Origin of the sequence: Gordonia sp. OPL2, from assembly GCF_003797825.1 — a bacterium.
GTDB lineage: Bacteria > Actinomycetota > Actinomycetes > Mycobacteriales > Mycobacteriaceae > Gordonia.
This window is the reverse complement of sequence record NZ_RKME01000004.1, coordinates 177650-191815: the sequence shown is the minus strand read 5'-3', so window position 1 is coordinate 191815 and position 14166 is coordinate 177650. Positions and strand designations below refer to the sequence as shown.

Annotated in this window: 16 protein-coding genes and 3 tRNA genes; 6 read left to right on the top strand and 13 right to left on the bottom strand. The window is 67.7% G+C overall.

Annotated features, from left to right (window positions below):
• The first annotated feature begins 4 nt into the window (after nucleotides 1-4).
• The gene (gene nuoN, locus EEB19_RS06625) at nucleotides 5-1738 is read left to right on the top strand and encodes an NADH-quinone oxidoreductase subunit NuoN (protein WP_262365486.1); all 1734 of its coding nucleotides are present in this window, start codon (nucleotides 5-7) and stop codon (nucleotides 1736-1738) included.
• Nucleotides 1735-2526 (top strand): hypothetical protein, encoded by a 792-nt coding sequence (locus EEB19_RS06620; RefSeq protein WP_187584367.1) that lies wholly within the window; start codon nucleotides 1735-1737, stop codon nucleotides 2524-2526. The genes nuoN and EEB19_RS06620 overlap by 4 nt, the downstream gene beginning before the upstream one ends.
• Before the next feature lie 106 nt (nucleotides 2527-2632).
• On the opposite strand, the gene EEB19_RS06615 is transcribed toward EEB19_RS06620, so the two are convergent.
• The 5 genes from EEB19_RS06615 to EEB19_RS06595 all read right to left on the bottom strand — a co-directional run bounded on the left by EEB19_RS06615 (nucleotide 2633) and on the right by EEB19_RS06595 (nucleotide 4644).
• Nucleotides 2633-2720: transfer RNA gene (locus EEB19_RS06615), tRNA-Ser, on the bottom strand.
• Nucleotides 2721-2786: 66 nt separating this feature from the next.
• The gene (locus EEB19_RS06610) at nucleotides 2787-2999 is read right to left on the bottom strand and encodes a CsbD family protein (RefSeq protein WP_187584365.1); all 213 of its coding nucleotides are present in this window, start codon (nucleotides 2997-2999) and stop codon (nucleotides 2787-2789) included.
• Between the two features lie 107 nt (nucleotides 3000-3106).
• A complete protein-coding gene (locus tag EEB19_RS06605; protein WP_187584363.1) occupies nucleotides 3107-3406 on the bottom strand; it encodes a hypothetical protein in 300 nt (99 codons plus the stop codon).
• 177 nt (nucleotides 3407-3583) lie between these two features.
• Nucleotides 3584-4018 (bottom strand): nucleoside deaminase, encoded by a 435-nt coding sequence (locus EEB19_RS06600; protein WP_187584529.1) that lies wholly within the window; start codon nucleotides 4016-4018, stop codon nucleotides 3584-3586.
• Between the two features lie 80 nt (nucleotides 4019-4098).
• Nucleotides 4099-4644, bottom strand: a complete 546-nt coding sequence (locus EEB19_RS06595) for a tRNA adenosine deaminase-associated protein (protein ID WP_187584361.1) — start codon at nucleotides 4642-4644, stop codon at nucleotides 4099-4101.
• Nucleotides 4645-4732: 88 nt separating this feature from the next.
• Here EEB19_RS06595 and EEB19_RS06590 point away from each other — a divergent pair, with 88 nt between their 5' ends.
• The gene (locus EEB19_RS06590; RefSeq protein WP_187584528.1) at nucleotides 4733-5725 is read left to right on the top strand and encodes a prephenate dehydrogenase; all 993 of its coding nucleotides are present in this window, start codon (nucleotides 4733-4735) and stop codon (nucleotides 5723-5725) included.
• Nucleotides 5726-5744: 19 nt separating this feature from the next.
• Here EEB19_RS06590 and EEB19_RS26855 read toward each other — a convergent pair whose 3' ends face one another.
• The 3 genes from EEB19_RS26855 to EEB19_RS06580 form a co-directional block, all read right to left on the bottom strand.
• Complete coding sequence (locus tag EEB19_RS26855; RefSeq protein ID WP_262365496.1) at nucleotides 5745-6293, bottom strand: putative glycolipid-binding domain-containing protein; 549 nt, start codon at nucleotides 6291-6293, stop codon at nucleotides 5745-5747.
• A gap of 154 nt (nucleotides 6294-6447) precedes the next feature.
• The gene (locus tag EEB19_RS26850) at nucleotides 6448-7143 is read right to left on the bottom strand and encodes a hypothetical protein (RefSeq protein WP_262365485.1); all 696 of its coding nucleotides are present in this window, start codon (nucleotides 7141-7143) and stop codon (nucleotides 6448-6450) included.
• Nucleotides 7144-7202: 59 nt separating this feature from the next.
• Complete coding sequence (locus EEB19_RS06580) at nucleotides 7203-8900, bottom strand: sodium:proton antiporter (RefSeq protein ID WP_187584357.1); 1698 nt, start codon at nucleotides 8898-8900, stop codon at nucleotides 7203-7205.
• A gap of 58 nt (nucleotides 8901-8958) precedes the next feature.
• Between EEB19_RS06580 and arr the strand changes: the two genes are divergently transcribed.
• Nucleotides 8959-9369, top strand: a complete 411-nt coding sequence (arr, locus tag EEB19_RS06575) for an NAD(+)--rifampin ADP-ribosyltransferase (protein ID WP_187584355.1) — start codon at nucleotides 8959-8961, stop codon at nucleotides 9367-9369.
• Nucleotides 9370-9387: 18 nt separating this feature from the next.
• Here arr and aqpZ read toward each other — a convergent pair whose 3' ends face one another.
• Together aqpZ and EEB19_RS06565 are read right to left on the bottom strand one after the other, a co-directional pair.
• A complete protein-coding gene (aqpZ, locus tag EEB19_RS06570) occupies nucleotides 9388-10158 on the bottom strand; it encodes an aquaporin Z (RefSeq protein WP_187584353.1) in 771 nt (256 codons plus the stop codon).
• A 99-nt stretch (nucleotides 10159-10257) separates the two neighbouring features.
• Nucleotides 10258-10680: an NUDIX domain-containing protein gene (locus EEB19_RS06565; protein WP_187584352.1), complete on the bottom strand. Its 423-nt coding sequence runs from the start codon at nucleotides 10678-10680 to the stop codon at nucleotides 10258-10260.
• 42 nt (nucleotides 10681-10722) lie between these two features.
• Here EEB19_RS06565 and EEB19_RS06560 point away from each other — a divergent pair, with 42 nt between their 5' ends.
• Nucleotides 10723-11628 carry a bile acid:sodium symporter family protein gene (locus EEB19_RS06560; RefSeq protein ID WP_187584350.1) on the top strand — a complete coding sequence of 302 codons (906 nt, stop codon included), beginning with the start codon at nucleotides 10723-10725 and terminating at the stop codon, nucleotides 11626-11628.
• On the opposite strand, the gene EEB19_RS06555 is transcribed toward EEB19_RS06560, so the two are convergent.
• Nucleotides 11618-11690: transfer RNA gene (locus tag EEB19_RS06555), tRNA-Arg, on the bottom strand. The two genes, EEB19_RS06560 and EEB19_RS06555, sit on opposite strands and share 11 nt — an antisense overlap.
• 33 nt (nucleotides 11691-11723) lie before the next feature.
• Nucleotides 11724-11815: transfer RNA gene (locus EEB19_RS06550), tRNA-Ser, on the bottom strand.
• Nucleotides 11816-11947: 132 nt separating this feature from the next.
• Here EEB19_RS06550 and hisC point away from each other — a divergent pair.
• Complete coding sequence (gene hisC, locus EEB19_RS06545) at nucleotides 11948-13012, top strand: histidinol-phosphate transaminase (protein WP_187584348.1); 1065 nt, start codon at nucleotides 11948-11950, stop codon at nucleotides 13010-13012.
• Between the two features lie 138 nt (nucleotides 13013-13150).
• Here the strand turns inward: hisC and EEB19_RS06540 are convergent, their stop codons facing one another.
• Nucleotides 13151-14137, bottom strand: coding sequence for an alpha/beta hydrolase family protein (locus tag EEB19_RS06540; RefSeq protein ID WP_187584346.1), 987 nt, complete (start codon nucleotides 14135-14137; stop codon nucleotides 13151-13153).
• Nucleotides 14138-14166 lie beyond the last annotated feature (29 nt).

The following is a 14166-nucleotide window of genomic DNA, read 5'->3' as shown; positions in this document are numbered from 1 at the left end:
CAGCATGACCGGAATCGCACCGACGACACATCTCGCCGCCATCGAGGCACCGAGCGTCGAGTACGGTCTGGTCTCGCCGATGCTGATCGTCTTCGGTGTCGCGGTCGTGGCGGTCCTGGTGGAGGCGTTCGCGCCGAGGCGGATTCGCTATCCGATTCAGCTCGTGCTGTCGGTCGGCGGTCTCCTCGCCGCGTTCGTCGCGCTGATCGCGGTCGCCGTCGCCGAGACGCGCAACGGTGGCGACGGCCAGTTCGCCATGTCGGGTGCGGTCGTCGTCGACCGTCCGACGCTGTTCCTGCAGGGCCTGTTGCTCCTCGTCGCGATCATCTCCGTCGCGTTCATGGGAGAGCGACGACTCGAACGTGTCGTGGCCCCCGGGTCGATGGACCTCGACGCCGCGCGCTCGGGCACGCGCCCCCGACAGCAGGTGAGCGATGGTCCCGGCGCGGCGGCGCAGGCGACGCTCGGCGCGGTCGAGGCGGACATGTTCACCCCGTCCGGGGCGTCGGTGCCCAACACCGATGCCGAGTTCGAGGCGACCCGCGCGGGTGCGGTGACCACCGAGGTGTTCCCGCTGACGATGCTCGCGGTCGGCGGCATGATGTTGTTCCCCGCCTGCGGCGATCTGCTCACGATGTTCATCGCGCTCGAGGTCTTCTCGCTCCCGCTCTATCTCCTGTGTGGTCTGGCCCGGCGTCGGCGACTGATCTCGCAGGAGGCCTCGCTCAAATACTTTCTCCTGGGCGCGTTCTCGTCGGCATTCTTCCTGTTCGGCGCGGCATTCGCCTACGGCGCCACCGGATCACTGCAACTGGGTGCGATCGGGGACTCGATCGGGCAGGCGGCGAATGCTCCCGACGACGACACCGTGTTGCCGCTGATCGCGCTCGGGCTGTTGTCGGTGGGGCTGCTCTTCAAGATCGGTGCGGTTCCGTTCCATGCCTGGATCCCGGACGTCTATCAGGGCGCGCCGTCGCCGGTGACGGCGTTCATGGCGGCGGCCACCAAGATCGCCGCGTTCGGCGCACTGCTGCGTGTGTTCTACGTCGGATTCGGCGATCTGCGGTCCGACTGGGAACCGGCGCTGTGGGCGGTGGCGATCGCCACGATGCTCATCGGCGCGGTGATGGCGGTGACCCAGACCGACATCAAGCGGATGCTCGCGTACTCGTCGATCACCCATGCCGGGTTCATCCTGCTGGGGCTCATCGCATTCGACCAGGCGGGCCTCGCAGCCACGATGTTCTATCTCGCGGCGTATGCCTTCTCGACGTTCGGCGCGTTCGCGACGGTGTCGGTGGTCCGCGAGACCGACCGCCTCTCGGGCCCTCACGTCTCCGGCCGCGAGGCCACCGAGATCTCCCAGTGGGCCGGCCTCGGTCGCCGGTATCCGCTTGTGGGAGCGATGTTCTCGATGTTCCTGCTGGCGTTCGCCGGCATCCCGCTGACGAGCGGGTTCATCGCCAAGTTCGACGTGTTCGCCGCGGCGGCGGGCAACGGCGGCGGCGTGCTCGTCGTCGTCGGCGTGATCAGCAGCGCGATCGCCGCCTATTTCTACATCCGGATCATCGTCGCGATGTTCTTCGCCGACGTCCCCGTCGACGCCCCGCACGTGGTGAAGCCGAGCGTGCTGACCACCTCGTCGATCGCCGTGTGCACGATCGTCACGATCGTGCTCGGCATCTTCCCGCAACCGGTGCTCGATCTCGCCCGGGACGCGGCACAATTCCTCTCATGAGTTCTCGTCGGATGACGACCAGCACACGCGGAGTCGCCGCCGCGATGACGATCAGCATGCTCGCCGGGGCCGTCGGCGGGTGCGCCCAGCAGTCCGACGACCCCGCGCCCGGCAGCGTCACGACGTCGGTGGTGACGGTGACCCGATCGGTCACCCCGTCGTCGTCGGATACGACCAGTACCACCACCACGGCGGCGACCGCCTACACCCCGACCGCGATCCGTGCGCAAGGCCGACGCGGCTCGACGACGTTCGACGTCGATCTGCCACAGGTCAGTGGGGGCGAGACGGCGGTGCGCGAACGGTTCAACAGCGGTATGCGCGCAGCCCTCGACGACGTCGTCGGCCGCACCGCGGACACCACCGTCGAGGATGGTTCGCTCGCGGGAGACACCCACAGCGCGGTGACGACGACGACCGGCACTGTCGTCGCCGGTGTGGCGATCTTCTCGGCCTACGCCGCGGGCGCCGCCCATCCCAACAATCTCGTCTCGACGATCACCATCAATGCGACGACCGCGAAACCCATCCTGCTCAGTGATGTCCTCACCGACCCGAATGCGACGTCACCGCGGCTCGCCGCCCTGGTGACACAGATCGACGACCGAGCGACCGATGTGCCGCCTGTCGTCGACAGCTTTCTCAACTGGGTGCCGGTGACCGCGGGCATCCGGTTCTACGTACCGGTGATCCACGCGCTCGGCGACTGGCTGCCGGTGACGGTCCCGTGGAACGACCTGTCGGCGTATCTGCGTCCGGGGATGGCCGAGTTCCTGGGCGGGCCGTGAGGCGCGGCGGTCAGTAGGGCGCGGTGGGCAGTAGGGCGGGAGCGCATCCACCCCGAACCCGGATACGAAAACGGCCCCCACCTGATCAGGTAGGGGCCGTTCGCTGCGGTGGCGGAGGGATTTGAACCCTCGGTACGGGGTTACCGCACACAGCATTTCGAGTGCTGCACCTTCGGCCGCTCGGACACGCCACCGCGGAAGACTGTACCGCAGTCGGCGCTTGTCCCTAAATTGGCTGGTCAGAGGGCCGAATCGGGGGGCTAGTCCTTGCCGGTCAGCTTGTCCTTGACATCGTCGACCTTGCCCTTCACGGCATCGGCGGCGTCGGCGACCTTCTGCTTGCCCTGGGCGACCGCCTGGTCGCCCTTGCCTTCTTCTTTGAGGTCTTGGTCGTTGGAGAGGGAGCCGGCAGCTTCTTTACCGCGTCCCTTCAGTTCCTCGGCCTTGTTCTTGGCGTCGTCTTGGATACCCATGAACTGCCTCCTCCTGGTCATCCCGGGACCCTGTGTCGCCGGGTTGCAGGTACCTCCACGGTGCCACGTGACGGCGCCGCCGACCAGAGATACAGGTCACGCCGATCTCAACGACCTCCGAGCTTGTCCTTCAGCTCACCGAACTTGTCCTTCGCGGTGGACAGGGCCTCCTGCACCTTCTCGTTCTCGGCCAGTTCGTTCAGCTTCTCCTTGGCGGTGCCGACCGCATCCTGCACGGCGTCGCTGTTGGCGATCTCGGTGATCTTGTCCTTCGCGGTGCCGACCGCGTTCTGGACCGAGTCGCTGGCGGCGAACTCGTTGATCTTGTCCTTGGCGGTGTTGACGGCCTCGGTCACCTTGTCGGGGTTGACGCCGCCGGGGTTCACCTTGTCGGTGGGATCGGACATGTCGGTCCTTGCCTTTCCTACTGGGTCGGTCGGTGGTGCGCGTCGGACCCGGTGGCCGGATCCCGCGTTCACCTTCTGATGACTCCAATCTGCCAGAGCCGTGACGTCGGCGAACCCTGATATTCACCCTGATTCTTCGGCGGCCGCATGCCAGGGTGCGGCCGTCCGTGCGGCGGCTCAGTCGCGCTGCGCGTGGAAGAAGTCGAGCATCAGCGCCCGGCACTCGTCCTCGCGGACGCCCCCGACGACCTGCGGACGATGCGTGAGCCGCGGATCGCGGACGACGTCCCACAACGATCCGACGGCCCCGGTCTTGGGTTCCCACGCACCGAAGACGAGGGTCTCGATGCGGGCGAGGGTGATCGCACCGGCGCACATCGTGCACGGTTCGACGGTGACCACGAGCGTGCAGCCGGGAAGCCGCCACCCGTCTCCGAAACGCTCGGCCGCGGTGCGCAGCGCGAGGATCTCCGCGTGTGCCGTCGGATCCCCGTCGGCCTCACGCCGATTCGCCGCGCGGGCCAGTTCGATGCCGCCCGGATCGAAGACGACGGCCCCGATCGGCACATCGTCGGGCCCCGCATCCCCGGCCGCCGCCAACGCCTCGGTCATCATCGACTCCCACACCGCACGAGGTGAGCGCAGGTCGGACTCGTCGGCCGACGGATCGGCGGGGACGTCGGCGCCGGAGGTCAATGTCCGAGTGTGTCGAGGACCTTGGACAGTTCGTCGGCGAAACCGAGGCGGGCGGCGATCATGCCGACCTGCTCGTCGGCGTAGAGGTCGGTGTCGCCGACGATGATGCTCATCACCGCGTCCGGCAGGCCCAGATCGGCGAGGATGCCCAGGTCGCCCTCTTCCCACGGGTCGACATCGTCGAGATCGTCCGGGTCCAGGTCAGGGACCTCGACGTTCATCGCCTCGAGAGCGTCGGCGGCGACGTCGTAGTCGATGCCGGCCGTGGCGTCGGAGATGAGCAGTTGAGCGCCCGAGGGGCTGGGTCGGACGATGATGAAGAACTCGTCGTCGACGTCGAGGAGACCGAACACGGCACCCGTGGCCCGCATCTCCCGCAGCTGACGTTCCGCGTCGTCGAGGGTCTGCAACGCCGACGGTTTGAGCGCGGTCACCTTCCACGCACCCTCGTCTCGGACCACCGCCACCGCGAAGCCCTCGATCTCGTCGTTGACGTCCTGTCTGTTCGAACCACCCGATACACCAGCGCCGGCACCTGCCATGCAGGTCACCGTATCTGTTTACGGCTGGGCACCCAAGTCCCGGCCGGTCGGGCGGACCGACGTCGCACCGTTCACCGTTGTGCCGACGATGTGGGAACGTGAAGAGGTGACTCCTGCGGCTGACCTTGCAGACCCGACCACCGGACCTCCCGTGTGCGTCCTCGGACTCGGACTCATCGGCGGATCGTTGGTGCGCGCACTGCGCGATGCGGGCCGCGATGCTTTCGGTTTCAACCGGTCCGGAGAGACCGTCGACGCCGCGGTCGCAGCGGGGTACCGCGCCTCGACCGACCTCGACGGCACCCTCGACGAGGCCGCGGCCACCGGCGCCGTGATCGTGCTCGCCACGCCGGTCACCACCATCGACGACCTGCTGCCGACGATCGCGCGACGGGCACCGGGCTGCCTGCTCACCGACGTCGTCAGCGTCAAACGGGCAGTCGCCGAATCGGTCTCGCGACTGGCACCCGGAATGCGTTACGTCGGCGGACATCCCATGGCCGGCACCAGCCAATCAGGCTGGGCGGCAACCGATCCCGCTCTCTTCCGCGACGCGATGTGGATGGTGACGACGGAGGATCACACCGACGCCGATGACTGGTTGACGATCGCACGGATCGCACTGCAGGCGGGGTCGTATGTCGTCCCCGCGGCGCCAGACGCCCACGACCGTGCCGTCGCCGCGATCTCCCATCTCCCGCATCTCACGGCGGCCGCGACCGCGGCGGTGGGAGGCGGGGAGAGCGACCTCGCGCTGCGGCTGGCCGCCGGGAGTTTCCGGGATGGCACGCGGGTCGCCGGGACGGCCCCCGCACTGCAGCGAGCCATGCTGGAGGCCAACGGGATCGCCCTGCTGAACGTGCTCAGCGAGACGATCGACCGGCTGATCGCCGCCCGCGACGAACTCCGCGACAACGGCAGCGTCGAGGGCCTCGTCCACGACGGACACCATGCGCGGCTGGCCTACGAGGCGATCGCGTCGGCGCCACCGCTGCCGGTGACCGGCGTCGACATCGGCGCGCCCGGATGGGCCGAGGAACTACGACGACAGGCCCACCAGGCCCGGGTCTGGATGGGCTGAGAAGCGGCGGGCCGGGTCCTCAGACGCGAGTCGCCAGGCCGACGTAGTCGACGACGAACCCGTCGGCGTCGACGGTCAGCGACGACGTCACGATCGGCGACACGACGCCGATGGCGTCCGGTCCCGGTGTGTAGTGCAGTGTCGCCGGCTCGACGGTCCCCGCCGGCAGATACAGGTAGACCACCGGGACGTCGGTCTCCGCGCCGCCCTCGTGCAGACGCTTGCGGCGGATCGGCAGAGCGTTGAACATCGGCGACAGAGCGAGATCGACATCCTCGGCGCCGTTGAACTCACCGCGCTCCGTGCCCTCCGGGGTCTGGATGAGCCAGTTGTGCTCGCCGTCACGCGTGATGGCCAGCTGTGTCTCTCCGCTCGCACGAAGCAGGTGGACCGACAGACGCTTGGTGACGCCGTCGTCGTTGGTCACCAACTCGTAGGACGCCGAGAACGCCTCGTGCTCGTCGGTGGCGGCCGCGATGATGCGTCCGTAGGCCTTGATCCGCTCGCCCGTGACATGCAGACGCACCTGTTCGAGCCGGTCAGTGCCCTCGCCACGCCACGTGACCATCGTCTTGAGGTCCGAGTGCGTCGACGCGCTCTCCGGCGGCGTGGTGTTCTCTGGGGCTGTTTGAGAAGAACTCACCCGTACACGGTAGCGACCCGAGGTCTCCCGCACACAGTCGATGACCGCGGAGCGCCAACGAAACGGTGATCCGTGCCACTCATGCGCGGCAGGAGACGGTCCGTCGAGCGGTCTGCGCGCTGATCCGATCGCTGGACACGGTGCGTCCGTCGACGCTGATCGAACACCGGGCGTCCCCCTCACCGGCGAGCACCAGAATCCGCAACGGATTGGACGTGCTGGTGAAGGTGATCGTCCAGTTGGTCGGGGCGCCGACGGTGGTGCGCAGCCCGTTGTCGTCGACGTAGAGGATCGTCGTCGGGCTGGTCGCGGTGACCTCGTAGACGACCTCCTTGCCGCTCGGCACCATCGGCGCGCCCGGCGTGGGCTGTTCGTCGCGGGGCACGCCGGTCGGCATCCGGGTGGGCACATCGGAGATGACCACGGGCAGGTTCGGCCCCGCGGTGGGTTCGACGTCGGACCGTAACGCCGCACGTCCGACGGTCAGGGCGAGCAATCCCAGCGCCGCAACGGCGACCAGCGCCAGAATCCCGACGAGTCTGCGGTCGGACTGCGGCAGGCGTGGTCGGCGGTCGTCTGACGGCGGTTCCGGCACTCCCGGGTCGTCGGCGTCGGTGGCGGTCGGGGCGCCCGGATAACCGGCGGCCGGACCCGGCTGCGGACGAGTCGGCTGCTCGCCCGGGACGAATTGTGGTGTGCCGTCGGGTGCATACCCCAACGGCGGATAGAGCTGGCCGTAGATGGGGGTGCGGTACAGATCGTCCGGAGGGCCCACCCTCTCGACTGTACGACGCGCCGGCGCCGACGTCGCCGTCCCGGTCCGACCGGCTGCTCCTAGAGCCGGCTCTCGAGCCGCGCCGACAGCCCGGCCTCCTGGAGGTCCAGCCGCTCGAGCATCGCGCGCACCGCCTCGTCGTCGACGTTGCCGGCGTCGCGGTCGGCGACCAGGGCCTCCCGCTGGGCGTGGAGCACCGCGCGGTAGAGCGCCGCGAAGGCGTCGTTGCGGGCGGTGTGCGCCTCCGGGTCGGGCATCTCCTCGGCGTCGCGGGCCTGCCGGGCCACCGTGTCCTTGATGAACTCGACGGTCGCGGCGTCGAGCGCGGCGGGCGGCCGGTCGACGAAGTCGGCGATCACACGGTCGGCCGCATCGTGCACGATCTGCTCGGTGAGCGCGGTCTGCGTATGGTCGTAGCGTTCCTCGTCCTCGTTGTGCAGATGCAGGCGCTGGATCATCCACGGCAGCGTCGGCCCCTGGATCAGGATGGTGCCGACGGCCACGACGAAGGCGATGGCCTGGATCGCCGAGCGTTCGGGGAACGGTTCGCCGTTGGCCATGATCACCGGGATGCCCGACGCGGCGGCCAGCGTGACGACGCCACGCATGCCCGTCCACGCGACCACCGTCGACTCCTGCCAGGTCAGCGGACGGTGGTCGATGCGGTCGGCGAATCGTCGCCATCGGCCCGGCGGTGCGTCGACCGGCTCGGTGCGACGAACCGTCCGTCGCGGGCTGGTCTGGATCTCGACGTTGACCGCACTGTCGATCCGACGGCTCACGACGCCGCGCCCGAACATGGCGAACACGCAGATCGGCCGGATGGCCAGGACGACGGCGAGCACCAGCACAGATGCGGCGGTGATGTGCAGCAGCGACTCACGTGCGTCCCGCAGGTCCTCGATGATGAACCGCATCTGCAGGCCGATGTAGGCGAACACGAAGGCCTCGAGGAGGACGTCGACGGAGTTCCAGACGTAGCGTTCCTGCAGACGGGTCTGGTAGCCGGCGTGCACCGAACCGGAGCCGACGACGAATCCGGCGATCACGACGGCCAGCACGCCCGACGCATGGAGATGTTCGGCCGCGAGGAAGGCGGCGAATGGCACGACGAAACCCTGCACGGTCTCCAGGGCGGGGTTCTGCAGATGACGTCGAATCCAGAGGGTCAGCACACCGAGCACCGCACCGACGATCGGACCGAGGACCGCGTTGTACCCGAACAGCAGCAGCGGATTCCCGATGAACGAATGGGTGTCCGCGATCTGAGAGATGGCGATCGCGAACAGCGACAGCGCGGCGGCGTCGTTGACGAGGCTCTCCCCGGTCAGGATGGTCATCAGTCGTTTGGGCAGACCGAGTTTGCGGCCGATGGCGACGGCGGTGACGGCGTCGGGTGGCGCGACGATCGCGCCGAGTAGCAGCGCGAGCATGAAGGTGAACTCGGGGATCACCAGGGACGCCACCCATCCGACGACGACCGCGGTGATCACGACCATCGCGACACCGAGTCCCATGATCGGTTTCAGGTTCCGCAGGAAGCTCGGGAACGAGAAGTTGAGGGCGGCCGAGTAGAGCAGTGGCGGCAGCACCACGGTGAGCAGGATGTGCGAATCGAGTTCGACGCGCGGCATTCCCGGGATGAAGGAGACCGCGAGTGCGATCACCACGATGATCAGCGCAGGCTGCATGCCCCGGCGGTCGGCGATCGCCGTGACGATGATCGCGCCGACCAGGACGAGGATGAGCAGTTCCATGGCGGGATTGTGTCAGGTCGGCAGGGTTCTCGTGCGCCGAGAATCTAGGCTGGAGGCCATGAGTGAACCGCTCGACGACGGCCCGTTCTACCACGGCACGAAAGCTGATCTGCGCCCCGGTGATTCGCTCACGGCCGGGTTCCGGTCGAACTACCGGCCGGAGATCGTGATGAACCACATCTACTTCACCGCGATGCGTGACGGCGCCGGCCTCGCCGCCGAACTGGCGGCCGGGGACGGTACCCCGCGGGTGTTCCTCGTCGAGCCGACCGGGCCGTTCGAGAACGATCCGAACGTGACGGACAAGAAGTTCCCCGGCAATCCGACTCGCTCCTATCGGAGCACCGCACCCCTGCGGATCGTCGCCGAGGTCGAGGACTGGACGCGCCTGACCCCGGATGTGCTGCAGGGCTGGCGTGATCGACTCGCCGAACTCCGCGCGGAGGATCGCGACGAGATCATCAACTGATCGCCTCGCCGACGACCCTCAGGCGTTGTCGGCGGCGCGCTTGCCGATCGCCAGCTTGCCGTTCTCGAACAGCAGCGGGTAGATCAGCCCACCGATGACACCGCCGATCAGGGGCGCCACCCAGAAGACCCACAACTGACCGGGTGCGCCATTGGCATTGAAGAAGGCGACACCCGTCGAGCGGGCCGGATTCACCGACGTATTGCTGATCGGAATCGAGATCAGGTGGATGAGGGTGAGCGACAAACCGATCGCCAGAGGTCCGAATCCGGCGGGCGCACGACCATCGGTCGATCCGAGAACGACGATGAGGAAGAAGGCGGTCAACAACACCTCGGCGATGAAGACACTCGTCAACGAATAGCCGGCCGGTGAATGTTCGCCATATCCATTCGCCGCCATGTTGCCCACGCGGTCGAAACCGGGTAGTCCCTTCGCGATCACCCACAACATCAGGCCGGCCAAGAGGCCACCTGCAACCTGCGAGATCCAGTAACCGGGGAGGTCCTTCCACGGGAGGCGGCCACTGACCGCGGCACCCAGGGTGATCGCCGGATTGAAATGCGCTCCCGAGATGTGCGCCACCGCGTACGCCAGCGTGACGACCGTCAGACCGAAGGCGAGGGCCACGCCCAGGAAACCGATTCCCAACTGAAAGGTGCTGCGACCGTCGTCGGATTGTGCGACTTGTTTCGCGGCATAAATGGCACTGCCACAACCACCGAACACCAACCAGAATGTGCCGATGAATTCCGCGGCGATTCGTGCCACGGGTGATGGTGAGTTCATGGGAATCCTTTCAGTGTGCGGCGCGACAAAGATCCCCCGGCGAACACGGTAACCGAGAAAATGCCGAAAACGGTGAACCCTGGGAAAACTGTTCTCGTGTCAGCCGCGTCGAACCCGGGCCCGCACCATCGGGATGACGTGGTCGACGAGCAGCGGCGCGAGATCCTCTGGCAGCACCGCGGTGTCGACGTCGAGCCACCGGATCTCGTCGATCTCGGCCGACGGTGTGATGTCGGCGCCGACGACCCCACCGTCGAAAATCGTTGCCAGGACGTCGAATCCGTCCTCGTTGGCCGCAGCTGACCGGAATGCGCCCCACTCGTCGAGGTCGGTGACCGCCACCGCGAGTCCGATCTCCTCGAGACATTCGCGGGCAGCGGCCTCGACGGCCGTCTCGTCGGGTTCGGGCTTCCCGCCGGGGAGCATGAACCGTGTCGTGCCCTGCTTGCGCACGGTGAGCAATCGCCCCGTGTCGTCGCGGACGACCACCCCGCTCACCACGATCGTCTCGGTTCCCGGCACCCCGCGATGCTACCGTTGCCCCCATCACCGGGAGGTCCTGAGATGGAATCGTCCTTTGTCGGCATCGGTCTCCCGATCGCGCTCGCGGTCGTCATGTTCGGACTCGGCCTGTCGCTCACCGTCGCCGACTTCCGGCGGGTCGTGCGTGCGCCGCGTGCACTCGCCATCATCCTGGTCGCGCAGATCGTCGTGCTGCCGCTGATCGCCTTCGGCCTGGCGCACGTCTTCGGACTCGAACCGCTGATGGCCGTCGGTCTGATGGCGCTCGCCGCATCCCCGGGCGGGACGATGGCCAGCCTGCTCAGCCATCTGTTCCACGGCGACGTCGCGCTCAACATCACGCTGACCGCGGTGAACTCCGTGCTGGCGATCGTGACGCTGCCGATCGTGGTGAACCTGTCGCTGGCGTGGTTCACCGATTCGGCCGACGGCATCGGCGCGCAACCCGGAAAGCTCATCTCGGTGTTCGCCGTCGTGCTCATCCCGGTCATGGTCGGGATGGCCGTGCGCGCCCGCGCCACCGCGTTCGCACTCCGCGCGGACCGCCCGGTGCGGATCGCCTCGTTCATCGTGGTCACCGTCGTCCTGTTCGGCGCGCTGCTCAGCGAGGACGGCGTCGTCGACTTCCTGCTGCAGGCCGGCGCGGTCACCGCGCTGTTCTGCGTGCTGTCGCTGAGCATCGGCTATCTACTGCCCCGCCTCGCCGGGTTGTCGGCGGCGCAGAGCATCGCCGGAGGATTCGAGATCGGTGTGCACAACGCGGCCCTCGCGCTCGCGATCACGCTCACCGTTCTCGACAGCACCGAGATGTCGGTGATCCCGGCTGTCTACGGCATCATCATGTTCCCGCTCGCCGCGGCGTTCGGTGCGGTCGTCACGCGGGTGGATCGGGGGACAACGCGAGAACCCCGGCCGGAGCCGGGGTTCTCGTCTGATGTGCGCCCGTAGGGATTCGAACCCCAAACCTTCTGATCCGTAGTCAGATGCTCTATCCGTTGAGCTACGGGCGCGTGCTATTCATTTGTGCCCCGCTGTGGGCGGGTTGGCGGAGGCGAGAGGATTTGAACCTCCGGTCCCGTTTTAGCGAGACAACTCATTAGCAGTGAGTCCCATTCGGCCGCTCTGGCACGCCTCCTTGGCGGAGTCCTTTCGAACTGCCGAAGCGAAAGGTTACACACACCCGGCGGCACGAAGCAAACCGCGAGGACGTCGTCGGAGGGGGCGGACCGTTTTGGCCGTCCACGGGCGGCAGTCCTACATTTGACGGGTGAGCCTGCGCATCCGTCCCGACCTCGACGACCTGCCCGTCTACGTGCCCGGCAAGACCTTTCCGGGCGCGGTGAAGCTGGCGAGCAACGAGGTCACCGAGGGCCCCCTGCCCAGCGTCCTCGACGCGATCACCACAGCCGCGGCGACGGTGAACCGCTATCCCGACAACGGGATGGTCGAGCTGACCGCAGCGCTCGCGAAGTCGGTCGGGGTCACCGAGGACCAGATCCAGGTCGGGTGTGGCTCGGTGATCCTGTGTCAGAACCTGATCACCGTCACCAGCGGGCCCGGCGACGAGGTCGTCTTCGGGTGGCGGTCGTTCGAGACCTATCCGCTGGCGACGCGGGTCGCCGGGGCGACCCCGGTGCAGGTGCCCCTGACCGCCGACCTCGCCTACGACCTGCCGGCGATGGCCGCGGCGATCACCGACCGCACACGCCTGGTCTTCATCTGCAATCCGAACAACCCGACGGGCACCGTCGTCGAGGCGGCCGCACTGCTCGACTTCCTGCGGAGCGTGCCGTCGGACGTCATCGTCGCGCTCGACGAGGCGTATTTCGAGTACCTCCGGCTCGGCCCGACGCAGGCCTACGACGCGGTCGAACTGCTCCGCGAGTTCCGCAATCTCGTCGTGCTGCGCACGTTCTCCAAGGCGTACGGTCTGGCCGGCCTGCGGGTCGGGTACGCCCTCGCCGATCCCGAGGTGATCACCGCGCTGGGAAAGGCGCATGTGCCGTTCTCGGTCAACAGCGTCGCCCAGCAGGCCGCGCTGGCATCGCTGGAGGCCGGGGACGAACTCCTGGCGCGCACCGACGCCGTCGTCGCCGAGCGGACCCGCGTGACCGGACGCCTGCGCGACCTCGGCTATCGGGTGCCCGAGTCGCAAGCGAATTTCGTGTGGCTGGAACTGGGCGATGCGACCACCGAGTTCGCGTCCCGGTGTGTGGAGGCGGGTGTGGTGGTCCGGCCGTTCGCCGGCGACGGGGTGCGGGTGACCGTCACCCATCCGGCAGAGACCGACGTCTTCCTGCAGTTCGCCGAGCAGTGGGACGCTCAGGCGTGACCTGACCGGCCGTAGCGTCGGCGGCCGAAGGGGCATCGCACTCAGTTCGTCCGCCGGGTATGCCACCGCCCTCCGCGAGCTCGCAGCGGATGAAGCGATTCCCGAGGGACGACGTGATACCCGGGGGACGAACGGGACTCAGAGCCCGCGCGAGATGGTCCGCCAGGCGACGGGAAGATCCTGCTCCCAGTAGACCCAGTTGTGGGTGCCGATGACGTGGAAGCCGTCGGTGTAGGGAATGTTGTTGACGCGCAGCGTCGCGGCGAACTCCAGGGAGCAGCGCCACGCACCGACCTCGAGCGCCGACGATGCCGCGACGACTGCCGAGCGCGGTCCGTCCTTCGGATCGTAGGGCGCGGTGAGATCGCGCGGACCGACGGCGCCGGACCCGGCCGCGATGAAGATGTCCTTGCCGCGCAACTTGTCGAGGTGCCGGCTCGGGTCATGGGCGTTCCAGTTCGCCGATCCGAACGGACCCCACATGTTGGTGGCGTCACCGCCGCTCTTGGCGACGGTCGTGCGGACGTAGCTCTCGTTCACCGGACCGGAGACCGGCGGGCATCCACTCAGCGAGGCGATGCCCGAGTACAGGCTGGGGTGGCGCACCGCGAGGGTGAAGGCCGACTGCCCGCCCATCGACAAGCCGACGACGGCGTTGCGGCCAGTGCCGTCGAACTTCTCGTCGATCAGCGGCGGCAGTTCCTGGGTCAGGAACGTCTCCCATTGCGGCTTGCCGATCTTGGCGTCACGCCGCAGCCAGTTGGTGTAGAAACTGCCCGCGCCTCCGGTCGGGAGGACGACGTTGACGTTCTTGTCGGCGAAGAACCGTCCGGCCCGGCCCTTGGTGATCCAGTCGCTGACGTCTTCGCCGGCATCGGCGCCGTCGAGGAGGTAGACGGTCGAGCGCGGTCCGCTCCCGTACTGCGGGGTGAGGACCGACACCTTGACCTTGCCGCCCATCGACGGCGAGTTGACCCAGATGTCGGTGCGCAGCGGGCTGAGCTTGGACTGCTTGGAGATCATCGCCACCTTGGTGTCGTCGGCGTGCGCGACGGCGGCAGGCATCACGAGGGCGGCAGCCAGCAGGGCGACGACGACGGCCGTCCACCGATTCGACTTACGCATGCGCTCCCTCACTGCCCTCCCCACAGACA